The organism is Pseudomonas sp. R4-34-07 (genome assembly GCF_003852375.1).
Classification (GTDB): domain Bacteria; phylum Pseudomonadota; class Gammaproteobacteria; order Pseudomonadales; family Pseudomonadaceae; genus Aquipseudomonas.
Window position 1 is genome coordinate 3,371,017 of the sequence record NZ_CP027760.1, and the last position, 17,097, is coordinate 3,388,113.

The 17,097-nt window shown below is 60.4% G+C and carries 15 protein-coding genes and 1 riboswitch; of the genes, 11 read left to right on the forward strand and 4 right to left on the reverse strand.

The features are described 5' to 3' along the window. Positions 1-14: 14 nt before the first annotated feature. Positions 15-1,439, reverse strand: a complete 1,425-nt coding sequence (locus C4J85_RS15460) for a M10 family metallopeptidase C-terminal domain-containing protein (protein ID WP_164487867.1) — start codon at positions 1,437-1,439, stop codon at positions 15-17. A 184-nt stretch (positions 1,440-1,623) separates the two neighbouring features. Next, positions 1,624-1,825: riboswitch (cobalamin riboswitch) on the forward strand. Between the two features lie 96 nt (positions 1,826-1,921). On the opposite strand from C4J85_RS15460, the gene C4J85_RS15465 reads away from it, so the two are divergent. The 4 genes from C4J85_RS15465 (at position 1,922) to cobM (ending at position 4,035) form a co-directional block, all read left to right on the forward strand. Continuing rightward, complete coding sequence (locus tag C4J85_RS15465) at positions 1,922-2,110, forward strand: CbtB-domain containing protein (RefSeq protein WP_027606475.1); 189 nt, start codon at positions 1,922-1,924, stop codon at positions 2,108-2,110. Between the two features lie 11 nt (positions 2,111-2,121). Next, positions 2,122-2,826, forward strand: a complete 705-nt coding sequence (locus C4J85_RS15470; RefSeq protein ID WP_124407457.1) for a CbtA family protein — start codon at positions 2,122-2,124, stop codon at positions 2,824-2,826. Next, positions 2,823-3,215, forward strand: coding sequence for a cobalamin biosynthesis protein (locus C4J85_RS15475; RefSeq protein ID WP_124367271.1), 393 nt, complete (start codon positions 2,823-2,825; stop codon positions 3,213-3,215). Before C4J85_RS15470 ends, C4J85_RS15475 begins: the two co-directional genes overlap by 4 nt. Positions 3,216-3,285: 70 nt before the next feature. After that, positions 3,286-4,035, forward strand: coding sequence for a precorrin-4 C(11)-methyltransferase (cobM, locus tag C4J85_RS15480; RefSeq protein ID WP_124367272.1), 750 nt, complete (start codon positions 3,286-3,288; stop codon positions 4,033-4,035). A gap of 140 nt (positions 4,036-4,175) precedes the next feature. Here cobM and nfuA read toward each other — a convergent pair whose 3' ends face one another. Then, positions 4,176-4,760 carry a Fe-S biogenesis protein NfuA gene (gene nfuA / locus C4J85_RS15485; protein ID WP_017136914.1) on the reverse strand — a complete coding sequence of 195 codons (585 nt, stop codon included), beginning with the start codon at positions 4,758-4,760 and terminating at the stop codon, positions 4,176-4,178. A gap of 348 nt (positions 4,761-5,108) precedes the next feature. Here nfuA and metH point away from each other — a divergent pair, with 348 nt between their 5' ends. From metH to poxB, 5 genes are all read left to right on the forward strand, one after another. Next, positions 5,109-8,819, forward strand: coding sequence for a methionine synthase (metH, locus tag C4J85_RS15490; protein WP_124410119.1), 3,711 nt, complete (start codon positions 5,109-5,111; stop codon positions 8,817-8,819). A 177-nt stretch (positions 8,820-8,996) separates the two neighbouring features. After that, positions 8,997-9,212 (forward strand): DUF2970 domain-containing protein, encoded by a 216-nt coding sequence (locus C4J85_RS15495; protein ID WP_124367274.1) that lies wholly within the window; start codon positions 8,997-8,999, stop codon positions 9,210-9,212. A gap of 387 nt (positions 9,213-9,599) precedes the next feature. After that, on the forward strand, positions 9,600-11,258 hold the full coding sequence (locus C4J85_RS15500) for a nitrite/sulfite reductase (RefSeq protein WP_124410120.1): 1,659 nt from the start codon (positions 9,600-9,602) through the stop codon (positions 11,256-11,258). Continuing rightward, positions 11,242-11,736, forward strand: a complete 495-nt coding sequence (locus tag C4J85_RS15505) for a DUF934 domain-containing protein (RefSeq protein WP_124367276.1) — start codon at positions 11,242-11,244, stop codon at positions 11,734-11,736. The genes C4J85_RS15500 and C4J85_RS15505 overlap by 17 nt, the downstream gene beginning before the upstream one ends. A gap of 1,063 nt (positions 11,737-12,799) precedes the next feature. Beyond that, a complete protein-coding gene (poxB, locus tag C4J85_RS15510; RefSeq protein WP_124367277.1) occupies positions 12,800-14,524 on the forward strand; it encodes a ubiquinone-dependent pyruvate dehydrogenase in 1,725 nt (574 codons plus the stop codon). A 51-nt stretch (positions 14,525-14,575) separates the two neighbouring features. Here poxB and C4J85_RS15515 read toward each other — a convergent pair whose 3' ends face one another. Then, positions 14,576-15,133: an NADPH-dependent FMN reductase gene (locus tag C4J85_RS15515; RefSeq protein ID WP_124363126.1), complete on the reverse strand. Its 558-nt coding sequence runs from the start codon at positions 15,131-15,133 to the stop codon at positions 14,576-14,578. A gap of 226 nt (positions 15,134-15,359) precedes the next feature. Between C4J85_RS15515 and C4J85_RS15520 the strand changes: the two genes are divergently transcribed. Further along, positions 15,360-15,596, forward strand: coding sequence for a hypothetical protein (locus tag C4J85_RS15520; protein WP_124410121.1), 237 nt, complete (start codon positions 15,360-15,362; stop codon positions 15,594-15,596). 49 nt (positions 15,597-15,645) lie between these two features. Here the strand turns inward: C4J85_RS15520 and C4J85_RS15525 are convergent, their stop codons facing one another. Then, complete coding sequence (locus C4J85_RS15525) at positions 15,646-15,984, reverse strand: hypothetical protein (protein ID WP_124410122.1); 339 nt, start codon at positions 15,982-15,984, stop codon at positions 15,646-15,648. Positions 15,985-16,167: 183 nt separating this feature from the next. Here C4J85_RS15525 and C4J85_RS15530 point away from each other — a divergent pair, with 183 nt between their 5' ends. Next, positions 16,168-17,076, forward strand: coding sequence for a LysR substrate-binding domain-containing protein (locus tag C4J85_RS15530; protein ID WP_124410123.1), 909 nt, complete (start codon positions 16,168-16,170; stop codon positions 17,074-17,076). Positions 17,077-17,097: the final 21 nt, after the last annotated feature.

The following is a 17,097-nucleotide window of genomic DNA, read 5'->3' on the forward strand; positions in this document are numbered from 1 at the left end:
CCGGGAGGCAGGGTTCACGCGTGATGAAAGCTGACAGGCACATCGCCAACAATGTCGGTATGCCGTATCTGCCCGTGGCTTTGGAGATAGAAATCAATTTCGCCGTTGCCGGTCAGGTCGAGTACAACCCATGACTCGTCCGTCTGCGGATCGTAACCCACGCCCACCTCGCCTGCCCGCCCAGTGAACTGGCTGACAAAAATCAGCGAGCCAAGGCCATGCCTGCGCAACAGCGGGGAAATATCGATGCTGTCCTGCCCACTGACAAAGTCCATCAACTGGTCCGGGGCGTATAACGTCGAATCACTGGCATGCTGGTAGATGAACGTATCGCTGCCCGCGCCTCCTCGCATGTGGTCCGCGCCGGCGCCGCCGGTGAGGCGGTTGTCAGCGTCATTTCCGATCAGCACGTCTTTACCTGAACCACCGATGGCGTTTTCCAGGGTAACGCCCTTGGCGATGGAAACATTGCCCTTCATTCCTCCTACATCGGAAAAAGACTGGGCGCGCAGGTTGATCACCTGGTCCTGATGATATCCAGAGAAGTCCAACGTATCGTTGCCGCCGCCGTCCCAGACGCAAAACACAGCACCGTCGCGAGACGAATTCAAGGACAGATCGTCTCGCTGGGTATTGGAGTTGAACCCGTAGGTAGTATCTGTATTGCGCGTCTGATGGTTGGCACCAAACACCCTCTGAGCCCAGGCGATGTCGGCCATCAATGGCGAGGAGGCGTGTTGCCCCTTGAAATCCTGATGAGTATGGCTCACGTCAAAATAGCTCATGACTGAGTAGGCCCGACTGTCTTGTGCATAGGCGGCCTGCGCGTGGTAGGTGGCGGGGCCACGAGTAGCGTCATAATCGCCTGTATGTGCGGCGCCCAGGATGTGGCCGATCTCGTGCGTGAGCGTTTGGCGCCCGAAGCCGTTGACCTGCGGTGCACGGTTATCCGCATAGCCGGGGTTCACACGCACCCGGCCCTGATAATGTGAGAACAAAGCGTCGGCGACTGTGGGCGCCTTGTCGTTGACAAACCGTAACCTGCCTTCGGATTCAATGGCATCTTCTTTAAAAGTAACCTTCGCAACATCCGCCCAGGACTGCATTGAGCGTCGGGCCTGATTTTTTTGTATTTCATTAAACTTACTTTCATTTTTTGCAACTTCATTAAACGTATAAGAGAGTTGCACTGTGTGGTCGCCATTACTGTCATTCAATCTACGCCCCTTACGATCGATCTGGTGCGCCATATCGCTCAACGACCACACAGGTTTATTGAAGCTTGCGCGGGAATACGGATCATCGGCGCGCTGGGAGCGATCTCCATGCGCAGGGGCGTTAACGCTTGAGAATGCTTGCTGGGACTCGGGCAACTTGTGCGGTTGATCCGTATGTGCGCAAACATTACCCGGATTAAACTTGGCGCGAGATACACTCATCGTGAACTAAGCCTCATAAATGACACATCAACATTCAAGGCGCCCAGCTTCCAACAAGAAACATTCAAAATAAAGCGCGACACCCACACAAACCAATTAAAGATATTACTCATCAGCTGCTCACGCCCTCCCCATCCAGCGCCCGCCCCCACCTCAATTGACGCCCAGGTCTCGCCCGTGTTTTCCTATGCAACTTGTTTCGGGTGCCCTTCACAGGGTGAAACGGGAAACCGGTGCGCCATAGACCCATGGCAAGTCCGGTGCTGCCCCCGCAACGGTAAGCGAGCGAAGCGTCAAATCCACTGTGCTGTGCATGGGAAGGAGATGCTTGACAGGCCTAGCGCCCCTCGCAAGCCCGGAGACCGGCCCGAAAAATTCAGATAACAAACCCGCGGTGGGCGGGCGCTGTTCAGAACCCTGCGTGCCCGGCTCGCGGGGTTTTCATGCGCTCGTTTCACCCTGACACCCAGAAGGGACGCGCCATGTCGATCATCAGCAGCACCTCGCACACCGCCAGCAGCTCCGCCACCCTGAGCCAACGCCTGACCGCCGCTATCGGGGCGTCGATCCTCGGCGCGTGCCTGGTGTATTTCGCGGGTTTCTCACACATCGAAGCCGTGCACAACGCTGCTCACGATACCCGCCACAGCGCCGCGTTCCCGTGCCACTGAGACCTGTCGACATGATCAAGCGTATTGCCCAAACCGCAGGTTTCACAGGCCTGCTGGCCGCCCTGCTGCTGACCCTGCTGCAAAGCTTCTGGGTCGCCCCGCTGATTCTGCAGGCGGAAACCTTTGAAAACGCCCCGGCAGCCACCGAACCAGCGCATGAACATGCCGCAGGCGCCGCCGCCCATACCCACGATGCCGAAGCCTGGGAGCCGGAAGACGGCTGGCAGCGCGTGCTGTCCACAACCGGTGGCAACCTGGTAGTTGCCGTCGGGTTCGCCCTGATGCTGGCCGGCCTCTACACGCTGCGCGCACCGACCCGCACGGCCCAAGGCCTGCTATGGGGGTTGGCCGGTTACGCGACCTTCGTGCTGGCGCCGACCCTGGGCCTGCCGCCAGAGCTGCCGGGCACCGCTGCCGCTGACCTGGCCCAACGCCAGATCTGGTGGATCGGTACTGCCGCCTCTACCGCCGCCGGTATTGCGCTGATCGTGTTCGGCCGCAACTGGCTGCTCAAAGTGCTGGGCGTGGCGATCCTGGCCGTGCCGCATGTGGTCGGTGCGCCGCAACCGCAAGTGCATTCGATGCTCGCGCCAGAAGCCCTGGAGGCCCAGTTCAAGATCGCGTCGCAGCTGACCAACGTGGCGTTCTGGCTGGCACTGGGCCTGATCAGCGCCTGGCTGTTTCGCCGCAACCGCGACGATCAATACTCGGCATGACCCTGGTGGTCGGCCTGGGCTGCCAGCGCGGTTGTGATCTTCACACCCTGCTGAGCCTCTTTGACACCGCCCTCACCGAGGGCGGGATTGAACGCCAAGGCATTACCGCACTGGCAAGTATCGACCTCAAGCGCGAGGAACCGGGGCTGCTCGCCCTGTCCCGATTGCTGGGCTTGCCGTTGCAGTGTTTCAGCGCTGAACAACTGGCCGTCTATGAAGATCGGCTGAGCCATAAATCGGCCGTTGCCTTTACGCATACCGGCTGCCACGGGGTCGCCGAAAGCGCTGCCCTGGCCCTCGCCGAACATCTTGCCAACGCCCCCGCACGCCTGCTGATCACCCGCAAAAAAACCGCCCAGGCCACCTTTGCATTGGCCTGCGCCGGTTAAAACCTCGATAATCGTCCCTTCCGATCATGAGCAGTCTTCATGCTCGCCCGTTTTTCGACAGGAATCTCCCATGACCGTCTACTTCATCGGCGCCGGCCCCGGCGATCCGGAACTGATTACCGTCAAAGGCCAGCGGCTGATTCGCAGTTGCCCGGTGATCATCTACGCGGGCTCGCTGGTGCCAACGGCGGTGCTGGAAGGTCATAACGCCGAACACGTGGTCAACAGCGCTGAACTGCACCTGGAGCAGATCATCGACTTGATCAAGGTCGCCCATGCAAATGGCCAGGATGTGGCACGCGTGCACTCCGGAGATCCGAGCCTGTACGGCGCGATTGGCGAGCAGATTCGTTACTTGCGCGAGCTGGGCATACCGTTCCAGATCATTCCTGGCGTCACCGCAGTAGCGGCGTGTGCAGCGCTGCTTGAGACCGAGCTGACCCTGCCGGACATCGCCCAAAGCGTAATCCTGACGCGCTACGCCGATAAAACCAGCATGCCGGCGGGCGAAGACTTCGACAGCATGGCGCGACACGGCACGACCATGGCGATTCACCTGGGGGTCAACCACCTGGAGAAGATCGTCGCCGAACTGTTGCCGCATTACGGCGCGGACTGCCCGATTGCCGTGGTGCATCGGGCGACGTGGCCAGATCAGGATTGGGCAGTTGGCACGCTTGAGGATATTGTGGCCAAGGTTGAGGCAAAAGGTTTCCGGCGTACCGCGCTGATCCTGGTGGGCCGCGTGCTGACCAATGACAGCTTCAGCGGGTCATCGCTTTACCGTGCCGGCCATGCCCATCTCTATCGCCCCGGATAAACACCGCCAAAACTGTGGGAGAGGGGCTTGCTCCCACAGTTAATGTTCTGCGTCAGCAATGTCGCGCAACTACTTGAAAAAAAACAATAAAAAACGGCGCTCACGGGGCGCCGTTTTTATGCTCGCAGTGAACACCTTACTCAGTAGTAGGCGTTTTCTTTCTGCGTGTGGTCAGTCACGTCGCGTACGCCCTTGAGCTCTGGAATACGCTCCAGCAGGGTGCGCTCGATGCCTTCGCGCAGGGTCACATCCGCTTGGCCACAGCCCTGGCAGCCGCCGCCGAATTTCAATACGGCGATGCCGTCCTCAACCACATCGATCAAGCTGACCTGACCGCCGTGGCTGGCCAGCCCCGGGTTGATCTCGGTCTGCAGGTAATAGTTGATGCGCTCGTTGACCGGGCTGTCGGCGTTGACGTTCGGCACCTTGGCGTTCGGCGCCTTGATGGTCAACTGGCCGCCCATACGGTCGGTGGCGTAGTCGACTACGGCGTCGTCGAGGAAGGCTTCGCTGAAGTTGTCGATATACGCGGTGAAGCTTTTCAGCCCCAGAGCGGTGTCTTCAGGTTTCTCTTCCCCAGGCTTGCAGTAGGCAATGCACGTCTCGGCGTACTGGGTGCCGGGCTGGGTGATAAAGACGCGGATGCCGATGCCTGGGGTGTTCTGCTTGGACAGCAGGTCAGCCAGGTAATCGTGGGCGGCGTCGGTAATGGTTATGGCAGTCATGGAAACTCCTCACAGGCTTGCCGGCAGTTTACGCCAAATCATTACAGAGGTACAAAGTCCTAGTATTTTTGTCGGGAAATAATTACCCGATCCTCCACGCCTAGCCAACGCTTGAGCGAGCGATAGGTTTCCTTTCCTTCTCCAGCACCAGGACGGCGCTGACGATTACACCAAGCGTATAGGTACCCGGTCCGGGTTCAATGTATGCGCTCTATTAAGTGGCGGCGATCCCAACGGCCAGCGCCTTCGCCAACATGAGTGATATTCATGTTAATCCCGGCACGCTTAAAATTCGCACAGGTTTGGTATGATCGATACCCTCCGTAATGCCTGACTTAGAGTAGTCCCATGTCCGATCGTAGCGCTCGTCTGCAAGCCCTTCACCAAGCCCTCAAGGAACGCATCCTGATCCTTGACGGTGGCATGGGCACGATGATCCAGAGCTATAAGCTTGAGGAGCAGGACTACCGTGGCAAACGCTTCGCCGACTGGCCAAGCGACGTCAAGGGCAATAATGACTTGCTGGTGCTCACCCGCCCTGACGTGATTGGTGGAATTGAAAAGGCCTACCTGGATGCCGGTGCCGACATCCTTGAAACCAACACCTTCAACGCCACGCGCATTTCCATGGCCGACTACGGCATGGAAGAGCTGGCCTACGAGTTAAACGTGGAAGGCGCGCGCCTGGCCCGTAAAGTGGCCGACGCCAAGACCCTCGAGAACCCGGCCAAGCCGCGCTTCGTCGCCGGCGTTCTCGGCCCCACCAGCCGCACCTGCTCGCTGTCGCCGGACGTGAACAACCCCGGCTACCGCAACGTGACCTTCGATCAATTGGTGGAAAACTACACCGAGGCCACCAAGGGCCTGATCGAAGGCGGCGCCGACCTGATCCTGATCGAAACGATCTTCGACACCCTTAACGCCAAAGCCGCGATCTTCGCGGTGCAAGGCGTGTTCGAGGAACTGGGCGTAGAGCTGCCGATCATGATTTCCGGCACCATCACCGATGCCTCCGGGCGCACGTTGTCCGGCCAGACCACCGAAGCGTTCTGGAACTCCGTAGCCCACGCCAAGCCGATTTCGGTCGGCTTGAACTGCGCGCTCGGCGCCAGCGAACTGCGCCCGTACCTGGAAGAATTGTCGAACAAGGCCAATACCCACGTTTCCGCGCACCCTAACGCCGGCCTGCCCAACGAGTTCGGCGAGTACGACGAACTGCCCTCGGAAACGGCCAAGGTCATCGAAGAGTTCGCCCAGAGCGGCTTCCTCAATATCGTCGGTGGCTGCTGCGGCACCACGCCGGGGCATATCGAAGCCATCGCCAAGGCCGTGGCCGGTTATGCGCCGCGCTCGATCCCGGACATTCCCAAGGCCTGCCGCCTGTCCGGCCTGGAGCCGTTCACCATCGATCGCAGCTCGTTGTTCGTCAACGTCGGCGAGCGCACCAACATCACCGGTTCCGCCAAGTTCGCCCGGCTGATCCGTGAAGACAACTACACCGAAGCCCTGGAAGTCGCCCTGCAGCAGGTGGAAGCCGGCGCCCAGGTGATCGACATCAACATGGACGAGGGGATGCTCGATTCGAAGAAGGCCATGGTGACCTTCCTCAACCTGATCGCCGGCGAACCGGACATCTCCCGCGTGCCGATCATGATCGACTCCTCCAAGTGGGAAGTTATCGAAGCCGGCCTCAAGTGCATCCAGGGCAAGGGCATCGTCAACTCCATCAGCATGAAGGAAGGCGTGGAGCAGTTCATTCACCACGCCAAGCTGTGCAAGCGCTATGGCGCAGCCGTGGTGGTGATGGCGTTCGACGAAGCCGGCCAGGCCGACACCGAAGCGCGCAAGAAGGAAATCTGCAAACGCTCCTATGACATCCTGGTCAATGAAGTGGGCTTCCCGCCGGAAGACATCATCTTCGACCCGAACATCTTCGCGGTCGCCACCGGCATCGAAGAGCACAACAACTACGCCGTCGACTTCATCAATGCCTGCGCCTACATCCGCGACGAGTTGCCCTACGCGCTGACCTCCGGTGGCGTGTCCAACGTGTCGTTTTCGTTTCGTGGCAACAACCCGGTGCGCGAGGCGATCCACTCGGTGTTCCTGCTGTATGCGATCCGCAACGGGCTGACCATGGGTATCGTCAACGCCGGCCAACTGGAGATCTACGACCAGATCCCGGCCGAGCTGCGCGATGCGGTGGAAGACGTGGTGCTCAACCGCACCCCGGACGGCACCGACGCCCTGCTCGCCATTGCCGACAAGTACAAGGGCGACGGCAGCGTCAAGGAAGCCGAGACCGAAGAGTGGCGTGGCTGGCCGGTGAACAAGCGCCTGGAACACGCGCTGGTCAAGGGCATTACCACACACATTGTCGAAGACACAGAAGAGTCGCGACTGTCGTTCGCGCGCCCGATCGAGGTGATCGAAGGCCCGCTGATGTCCGGGATGAACATCGTCGGTGACCTGTTCGGCGCCGGCAAAATGTTCCTGCCCCAGGTGGTCAAGTCCGCCCGTGTGATGAAGCAGGCCGTGGCCCATCTGATTCCCTTTATCGAGCTGGAAAAGGGCGACAAACCCGAGGCCAAGGGCAAGATCCTGATGGCAACGGTCAAGGGCGACGTGCACGACATCGGCAAGAACATCGTCGGCGTGGTGCTGGGGTGCAACGGCTATGACATCGTCGACCTCGGCGTGATGGTCCCGGCGGAAAAGATCCTGCAGGTGGCCAAGGAACAGAAGTGCGACATCATCGGCCTGTCCGGCTTGATCACCCCGTCCCTGGACGAGATGGTGCACGTGGCCCGCGAGATGCAGCGCCAGGACTTCCACCTGCCATTGATGATCGGTGGCGCAACCACCTCCAAGGCGCACACGGCGGTGAAGATCGAGCCCAAGTACAGCAATGACGCGGTGATCTACGTGACCGACGCCTCGCGTGCCGTGGGCGTGGCCACGCAGTTGCTGTCCAAGGAATTGAAAGCCGGTTTCGTCGAGAAAACCCGCCTGGAATACATCGACGTACGCGAGCGCACCGCCAACCGCAGCGCCCGCACCGAACGCCTGAGCTACCCGGCGGCGATTGCCAAGAAGCCGCAGTTCGACTGGAGCACGTACACCCCGGTCAAGCCGACCTTTACCGGCACCAGGGTGCTGGAGAATATCGACCTCAAGGTGCTGGCCGAGTACATCGACTGGACACCGTTCTTCATTTCCTGGGACCTGGCCGGCAAATTCCCACGCATCCTCACCGATGAAGTGGTGGGTGAAGCGGCCACCGCGCTGTATGCCGATGCCCGGGAAATGCTCAGGAAGTTGATCGATGAAAAACTCATCAGCGCCCGCGCGGTGTTCGGCTTCTGGCCGACCAACCAGGTGCAGGACGATGACCTGGAAGTCTATGGCGAAGACGGCCAGCCGATCGCCCGGCTGCACCACCTGCGCCAGCAGATCATCAAGACCGACGGCAAGCCGAATTTCTCCCTGGCCGACTTTGTCGCGCCCAAGGACAGCGGCGTGACCGACTACATCGGTGGCTTCATCACCACCGCCGGCATCGGCGCCGAAGAGGTCGCCAAGGCCTATCAGGACGCCGGCGACGACTACAACTCGATCATGGTCAAGGCCCTCGCCGACCGCCTGGCCGAAGCCTGCGCCGAGTGGTTGCACCAGCAAGTGCGTAAAGAACACTGGGGCTACGCCAAGGACGAACAGCTGGACAACGATGCGCTGATCAAGGAGCAATACAGCGGCATCCGCCCTGCCCCAGGCTACCCGGCGTGCCCGGACCACACCGAGAAGGCCCAGTTGTTCCAGCTGCTCGACCCAGAGGCCCGCGAAATGCAGGCCGGCCGCAGCGGTGTGTTCCTCACCGAGCACTATGCGATGTTCCCGGCGGCAGCCGTCAGCGGCTGGTACTTCGCCCACCCGCAGGCGCAGTACTTTGCGGTGGGTAAGGTCGACAAGGACCAGGTGCTGAGCTACACCGTGCGCAAGGGCCAGGACCTGAGCGTGACCGAGCGCTGGCTGGCGCCGAATCTGGGCTACGACAACTGATGACCCCCGCCGTGCAGGGGCTTGCCGAGCCCCTGCACGGGCGTTGCGGTCTACAAACCAAACGGGTAAGCACCGGTAATCGTGTAGGCGGTAGTTAGCTATATGGGCCGCCATGGCGCGGGGGCTCGGCTATGCTTTGTCGTACCTCACTCAGTCGCACCTCATTGCGAGGAATCCATGGACGACCCACAGCACAAACCGCCCACGTTCTGGCAGATGCTCCACAGCGTCATGGCCGCCGCCTTTGGCGTGCAAAGCGGCAAGAACCGCGCCCGCGACTTCACTCACGGCAAGCCGAGCCACTTCGTGATAATGGGTATTGTATTCACGGCAGTGTTTGCGCTGACGCTGTTTGGCATTGTCAAGCTGGTGCTGCACCTGGCCGGGGTATGAAGCCGGCCGAGGCGGCAAGGACTGCAAGCTGAAAGGATGACTACTGGTGGCTGACCCAGAACACAGCGGTGCCCACTACAAGGATGATCAGGAACAGAATCGCCCAGGCATCCACGGTGCTGTCGGGTTTACGTATTTTTGTCGAATTGCTCATCGCATCGCCTCTTGTCGGTTTTATAGGTGATCGCCCTAAGACTCGACACCAGTAAAGACCAGACTTGCCCCTATGACAAATGTGGATATCGCAATAACCCTTCCCATTAGTCATTTTGGTTATTTGCATATACTCAAACATCACTTTTGCGCATAAACGCAAACTGGTATCGTGCGCCGGCTCCGTTGGGAGTGCGCGGCCGTGCGCGCAGATTTGCCGAGAACAGGACCTATATGTACGTATACGACGAATACGATCAGCGCATCATCGAGGACCGCGTCAAGCAGTTCCGTGATCAGACCCGACGCTACTTAGCAGGTGAACTGAGCGAAGAAGAGTTCCGCCCTCTGCGCCTGCAAAATGGCCTTTATGTTCAGCGCTTTGCGCCGATGCTGCGGGTGGCTGTGCCCTATGGCCAACTGACCTCGCGCCAGACGCGCATGATGGCCAAGATCGCCCGCGACTTCGACAAAGGCTACGCCCACATCAGTACCCGCCAGAACGTGCAGTTCAACTGGCCGGCCCTGGAGGACGTGCCGGACATCCTGGCTGAACTGGCGACCGTGCAGATGCACGCCATTCAGACCAGCGGTAACTGCCTGCGCAACGTGACCACCGACCAATTCGCCGGCGTCGCCTTCGATGAAGTGATCGATCCGCGTCCCTGGTGTGAAATCGTGCGTCAATGGACCACCTTCCATCCCGAATTTGCCTACCTGCCGCGCAAGTTCAAGATCGCCATCAATGGCTCGACGTCGGACCGCGCCGCCATCGAAGTGCACGATATCGGCCTTGAGCCGGTGCACAACGCCGCCGGCGAGTTGGGTTTCCGCGTGTTGGTAGGTGGCGGCCTGGGCCGTACGCCGGTAGTCGGCGCGTTTATCAACGAGTTCCTGCCGTGGCAGGACTTGTTGAGCTACCTTGACGCCATCCTGCGGGTCTATAACCGCTACGGCCGTCGTGACAACAAGTACAAGGCCCGGATCAAGATCCTGGTCAAGGCGCTGACCCCTGAGGTGTTCGCGCAGAAAGTCGACGCCGAGATGGAACACCTGCGCGGCGGCCAGACGACCTTGACCGAAGCGGAAGTGCAGCGCGTGGCCAAGCACTTCGTCGACCCCCAATACAAAACCCTGAGCAATCAGGACGCCGAGCTCGCGGCGCTCGACCAGCAGCATCCGGGCTTCGCCCGCTGGCGCACGCGCAATACCCTGGCGCACAAACAACCGGGCTATGTGGCGGTGACCCTGTCGCTCAAACCCACCGGCGTGGCACCAGGCGACATCACCGACAAGCAGCTGGACGCCGTCGCCGACCTGGCCGACCGCTATAGCTTCGGCCAGCTGCGCACCTCCCACGAGCAGAACATCATTCTCGCGGACGTCGAGCAGAGCCAATTGTTCACCCTGTGGGGCGAACTGCGCGAAGGCGGTTTCGCTACGCCGAACATCGGCCTGTTGACCGACATCATCTGCTGCCCGGGCGGCGACTTCTGCTCCCTGGCCAACGCCAAGTCGATCCCGATCGCCGAATCGATCCAGCGCCGTTTCGACGACCTGGACTACCTGTTCGACATCGGCGAGCTGGACCTGAACATCTCCGGGTGCATGAACGCCTGCGGCCACCACCACGTCGGCCACATCGGCATCCTGGGCGTCGACAAGAAAGGCGAAGAATTCTACCAAGTGTCCCTGGGTGGCAGCGCCAGCCGCGAGGCGAGCCTGGGCAAAATCCTCGGCCCGTCCTTCGCCCAGGAAGCCATGCCCGAGGTGATCGGCAAGCTGATCGACGTGTACATCGAACAGCGCACCGAAGATGAGCGTTTCATCGACACCTACCAGCGCATCGGCATTGACCTGTTCAAGGAGCGCGTCTATGCAGCGAATCATTAAGCACAACGAAGTCGTCGACGAAACCTGGCACCTGCTGCCCAAGGACGCGAGCTTCGACGGCATTTCCAACTGCGACGACCTGATCGTCCCATTGGCCCTGTGGCGCGAACACGGCCACGCCCTCAAGGCCCGCGACGGCGGCCTGGGCGTGTGGCTGGACGCCGATGAAGAAGCCGAGGAGATCGGTGATGATGTGGAGCATTTTCAGGTCATCGCCCTGAACTTCCCGGCCTTCACCGACGGGCGCAACTACTCCAACGCCCGTCTGCTGCGTGAGCGCTATGGCTACAAGGGCGAACTGCGGGCGATTGGCGACGTGCTGCGCGACCAACTGTTCTACCTGCGCCGCTGCGGCTTCGATGCCTTCGCCTTGCGCGCCGACAAAGACCCGTACGAAGCGCTGGAAAGTCTCAAGGATTTTTCGGTGACGTACCAGGCTGCAACGGATGAGCCGCTACCGCTGTTCCGGCGTCGCTGAGTAAAAAAATGTGGGAGGGGGTTTGCTCCTGATTGCGGTGGGTCAGCCAGCTTAGGTGGGACTGACACACCGTCATCGGGAGCAAGCCCCCTCCCACATTGGGTGCTGCATACAACCGGCAGATTTTGCATCTGCGCACAGCGTTGAAGTAGATGGGAACCCTACAAATAGCCAGGCGAACACGGTTAAACATGTGGGAGGGGGCTTGCTCCCGATTGCGGTGGGCCAGCCAGCCTAGGTGGGACTGACACACCGCCATCGGGAGCAAGCCCCCTCCCACATTTGGATCTGCGTACATCCGGCAGCTTTTGCGCTGGCGCACGACGTCGGAATAGATAGCAACCCACATATAGCCAGCCGAACCCGGTTAAACATGTGGGAGGGGGCTTGCCCCCGATTGCGGTGGGCCAGCCAGCTTAGATGGGACTGACACACCACCATCGGGAGCAAGCCCCCTCCCACATTTGGATCTGCGTACATCCGGCAGATTTTGCGCTGGCGCACGACGTCGGAACAGATAGCACCCCACATATAGCCAGCCGAACACGGTTAAACATGTGGGAGGGGGCTTGCCCCCGATGGCGGTGGGCCAGCCAGCTTAGATGGGACTGACACACCGCCATCGGGAGCAAGCCCCCTCCCACATTTGGATCTGCGTACATCCGGCAGATTTTGCATCTGCGCACAGCGTTGAAGTAGATGGGAACCCTACAAATAGCCAGCCGAACACGGTTAAACATGTGGGAGGGGGCTTGCCCCCGATTGCGGTGGGTCAGCCAGCTTAGTAGGTACTGACCCACCGTCATCGGGAGCAAGCCCCCTCCCCAGTTGGATCTGCGTACATCCGGCAGCTTTTGCGGCGGGCGCACGACGTTGGAATAGATAGCAATCCACATATAGCCAGGCGAACACGGTCAAGTGACCAATGGCTCCTCACTCGACGCACCCGCCAATACCGCGCAGCCATGACGCAATCTTCACATTAGAGGCGGAGCATTCGCCGTGATCGAACTGTCCTCTACTGATCAGCAGTTATTCACCTCACTGACGATTGGAGTTCTTCATGGCGAAAATCAACCTGGCCCAGCAGTTGGCAACCACCCTTGAACAGGCGGGTATCAAGCGCATCTGGGGCCTGACCGGCGACAGCCTCAATGGCCTTACCGACGCCCTGCGCAGCATGGACAGCATCGAGTGGATGCATGTGCGCCACGAAGAAGTGGCCGCGTTCGCCGCCGGTGCCGAAGCCGCCGCCACCGGTGAGCTGACGGTGTGCGCCGGCAGTTGCGGGCCGGGTAACCTGCACTTGATCAATGGCTTGTTCGATTGCCATCGCAACCATGTGCCGGTACTGGCGATTGCCGCGCAAATTCCGTCCTCGGAGATCGGCCTGAACTACTTTCAGGAAACCCATCCCCAGGAGCTGTTCAAGGAGTGCAGCCATTTCATCGAGCTGGTGAGCAACCCCGAGCAAATGCCCCAGGTGCTGCATCGCGCCATGCGTTCGGCGATCCTCAATCGGGGCGTGGCGGTGGTGGTGATCCCCGGGGATGTCTCGCTGCTGGAAGTGGAGGACAAGCTCAAGCCCTGGCCGGCGCTGCATGCACCGCGCACCTTGCCGGCAGAGGCCGATCTGCAGCGGCTGAGCGAGATCCTCCAAAGCAGTGAAAAAGTCACCCTGCTGTGCGGCAGCGGTTGCGCTGGCGCCCATGATCAAGTGGTCGCGCTGGCCGATGCCCTCGGCGCGCCGGTGGTGCACGCGCTGCGCGGCAAGGAGCATGTGGAGTGGGATAACCCGTTCGACGTCGGCATGACCGGCCTGATCGGGTTCAGCTCCGGTTACCACGCCATGCTCGATTGCGACACCCTGATCATGCTCGGCACCGACTTCCCCTACCGCCAGTTCTACCCGACCGACGCGACGATCGTTCAGGTCGACCGCGACCCCCAGGCCCTGGGACGACGTACGACCCTGGACCTGGGCATCGCCGCCGATGTCAGTGAAACCCTCGATGCGTTGCTGCCACGCCTGACCCGCAAGACGGATCGCAGCTTTCTCGAAACGTCCCTGAAGCACTACGAAAAAGCCCGCCAAGGTCTGGATGACCTGGCGCAACCGTCCAAGGCGGATCGGCCGATCCACCCTCAATACGTCGCACGTTTGCTCAGCGAGCTGGCCGATGACGACGCGATCTTCACCGCCGATGTCGGCTCACCGACCGTATGGGCCGCGCGCTATTTGAAAATGAACGGCAAGCGCCGGCTGATCGGCTCGTTCAACCACGGTTCGATGGCCAACGCCATGCCCCAGGCCATCGGCGCCCAAGCGGCATTCCCTGGGCGCCAGGTGATCTCGATGTCTGGCGACGGCGGTTTCACCATGTTGATGGGGGATTTCATTTCTCTGGCGCAATTGAACCTGCCAGTGAAACTGATCGTGTTCAATAACGCGTCACTGGGTTTCGTCGCGATGGAGATGAAGGCCGCAGGCTACCTGGACACAGGAACCGAGCTGAAAAACCCGGACTTCGCGGCCATGTCCAACGCCATGGGCATCCTGGGGATCCGTGTGGAGCAATCCGAAGACCTGGAGCCGGCCCTGCGCCGCGCCCTGGCCCACGACGGCCCGGTGCTGGTAGATGTGGTGACCGCGACTCAGGAGCTGGTGATGCCGCCGAGCATCAAGCTGGAACAGGCCAAGGGGTTCAGCCTGTATATGCTCAAGGCCGTGATGAGCGGGCGTGGCGATGAAGTGATCGAGCTGGCACGCACCAACTGGCTGCGATGATGCCATGTGGGAGGGAGCCTGCTCCCTCCCACATCAGCACGCCCTGTCAATTCAGCCCTTTTGTTTTTCGACCCACTGGCCGAAGGCATCGATAAATGCCTGCAGGAACGGCCTGGTCTTCTCCGACAGCTTGCCCGCCTCGTCGAACACACTGCCCGCGCCGCCCAGGTAGGCTTCCGGCGTTTGCATGCACCAAACATCCAGAAACACCAAAGACTGGCGCAGGTGATGGTTGGCACCAAAGCCACCCATGGCGCCCGGCGACACGCTGATGATCGCCCCCGGCTTGGCGCCCCAGACACTCTGCCCATAAGGGCGAGAGCCTACGTCGATGGCATTCTTCAACGGCGCGGGCACGGAACGGTTGTATTCCGGGGTCACGAACAGCACTGCGTCGGATGAACTCACCTGTTTGCGGAAAGTACTGTAGGCTTCGGGCGCTGCCGCACCTTCAATGTCCTCGTTGTAGAGCGGCAGATCGCCGATCTCGACGATATTCAACTTGAGGTTGGCGGGGGCCAGTTCGGCCAATGCCAGGGCGACCTTGCGGTTGATCGACTCTTTTCTCAGGCTGCCAACCAGGACGGCAATCGTGTAGACCTTGCTCATTGAGGTTTCCCGACGTGTGACTAAAGGAGCGAGTAGTTATAAAGGCTTCGCGGCGCGTGCACCAGAGTGTTTTGCGAATGCCCAAGAAGTCGCCACGCTCGCGCCCGCGTAGGAAACATCTGAAACTTTAAACGAATAGTATTTTTTTCTTATAGGTAAACTACCCCGCTCACTGACGGTCTACAGAACCGCAAATCGAGTGTTTATCTCCAGAGGTTCTAAACAGATGGCAGCAGTATTAGTCGGACAGTTTCATGCCAGAGACGCGGAAGGCCGCGTGTATTCGGTGCATGAGTTCCAGGAATCCAACCCGGCGCACGGCGACCTGGCTGGCTCGGCGTCTACCACCTCCTACAAGCTGGCCATTGGCGACCGTGTAGAAAAACTGGAAGGTGATGAGTTCAAATTGATCCAGTTGGGCACGATTATCGTGCGCGAATCCAAAACCACCAGCGTGTCATAAGATTTCGCCCTGTCCACCTGCCCAGTCCCGGCGACTGGGCTGGGGATGCTTACGGGCTGCGGATTTCCGTTACTTCAATGCCCTGCTCGCCTTGCTTGAGCGTCACCACCAACTGCCCTCTCTCCCCCTCCACCGCATACATCGAACGCTTGTAGCCCGACCGATCGTAAGCGGGATACGCCTCCACCTGCCTGATCAACGTCATACCGAGCACCGCGCCCACCTGCTCGGCGACCTGTTCCTGGGAACGGATAAACGCTTCGAGTGCGAGGTTTTCCGGCGCGTATTCATCGTGATTATTGAAGAAGTAAGCCGCCATGCAGCCCACGGTCACCAGGACCAGGAGTTGCTTGGCCGTTACCCCGAAAAGCGTCGAGGGTAGAGGCATTTGAGACCAGACCTGTTTTTGTTGTAAGTACCGGGGTACCCGGCATTGGTCGTTGCTGATCAGACGCCTCATTCTAGTGAGGTCCTGGCTTAACGCCATAGGCAGGGGCGACCCGTGCAGTCTTTTTTGCGCACGGGGACCTGCGCCATTGAATCCCCACCCCACTGCACATAGACTCCGGCCATGCGTTTACGTCATATCGAAGTGATTCAGGCCATCTTGCAGACCGGACACCTCGGCACGGCCGCCGAGTGGTTGCAGCTCTCCGTGGGCGAGGTAGACGCCACGCTCAAGGATGCCGAACTGCAACTGGGCTTCATGCTGTTTGCCAGTGTTCGCGGGCGCCTGCAAGCCACCCGCGAAACCCTGGAACTGCAAGCGCAAATCGCCCCCCTGTACGACGCGCTTGAGCCAATACAGCGCCTGGCCAGCCGCTTGAAACACCATCACGCGCCGACCTTGCGCGTGCTGTGCACCCCGCCGCTGGCCAACCAATTACTGCCCCAGAGCATCGCCCTGCTGCGCCGACGGTTCCAGGATACGCCGTGCAACCTGTCGAGCCAGCCGACCCGGGAGATCGTCAGGCGCCTGTTGCTGCATGAAACCGATGTGGGCCTGAGCCTGCATGACCCGCAACACCCGCACATTCAGAGTCGCGTGCTGGCCCAAGGCAAACTTCAATTGCTTGCCCCCCATGGCTGGCTGAAACCCAAGCAGAAGTACATTGCGCTGCAGGATCTGGCGGGACAGTCGATGATTGGCCTGGAAGGCCACGACCCGCTGAGTCGTCTGCTGGACGCCAAGCTGCAGGCCCTGCGCCCGCTGCCGGTGGTGCAGACGCGGGTACAGACGTACCAGATGATGCGCAGCATGGTCGAGGCGGGAGAAGGCCTGGCGGTGGTCGACCCGTTCACCGCCTTCGGTGCGCGGGACGCGGGGCTGGATGTGTGCCCGATATCACCCCCGATCAGCGTCAACCTGTATGCATTGACCTTGCAGGACGGGGCCGCTTCACCGGCCCTGAATGCACTGCTGGAGATCGTCACGCAAAAGGCCGAAAACCTGCTGTCCAACGACACCAAGCCGCAGTAGACGCGAGCTGACGTGCTACCC